General features: G+C 69.9%; 1 protein-coding gene. It reads right to left on the reverse strand.

Annotated elements, in window-relative coordinates:
- The coding region (locus TN53_RS41270; RefSeq protein ID WP_046264027.1) for a Gfo/Idh/MocA family protein at positions 1–755 on the reverse strand (755 nt) is incomplete at its 3' end.
- Between the last annotated feature and the right edge of the window lie 71 nt (positions 756–826).

The raw sequence follows: 826 nt of genomic DNA on the forward strand, positions 1-826 counted from the left end.
GTCTCCAGGACTCCCGTGACCGCGACCTGGTCGGCCGTCGTCATGGTCCTGCTCTCGCCGGTCTCGGCGTTGGTGACGCGGGGGCGGCGGACCGCCGTGGTGGCGGCGATCTCGGTGAACTCACCAAGGACCGTCGACAGCGCGTCGATGGTGTGTCCGAAGGGGATGGTGAGCATGGTGGCCCCGTTGTCCCGGTCGAGCAGGTACTCGCTGCCGGAGGAGAACGTGGGTCCCCAGGCACCGCCGGAGGCGATCATGCTGGTGGACAGCACCTCGCCGACGTAGCCCTCGGCGACCAAGTCGCGCGTATACCGCAGGGCAGAGCTGGCACGGGCCTGGAGGCCCACGAAGCCGCGGACGCCCGCACGGGCGGCGAGCCCCGCCAACTCCTCCGCTTCCGCAAGGCCGTTGGCCAGGGGCCACTCGCACAGGACGTGCTTGCCCGCGTGCAGTGCCGCCTCGACGAGCCTCCGGTGGTGGGGGACCTTCACGGTCACCACCACCAAGTCCACTTCGTCGCGACGCACCAGTTCCTCGGCGCTGCCGAAGGCCAGTGGGATGCCGTACTTCTGCCCGGCAGCCCTGGCGGACTCGGCGCTGCTGGCGCTCAGCGCGCGCAGTTCGAACTTTCCCTTCAGCGCTTCCAGGGCTGGCACGTGGGCGCGGGCGGCCCAGCCGCCGCGTGCGCTCAGCCCGATGATGCCGACGCCCACGGGAGATTGGAGTGGTTCGGCGGCTGAGACGGTGAATGACATGGTGGTGTGTCTTCTCTTCCTGCCGGTGACGAGCGCAGCGGGCTCTTACGCGTCGAGGATGCTGGGGGTGT

It is taken from the genome of Streptomyces sp. WM6386 (assembly GCF_000972385.1).
In the GTDB taxonomy this organism is placed as follows: Bacteria; Actinomycetota; Actinomycetes; order Streptomycetales; family Streptomycetaceae; genus Streptomyces.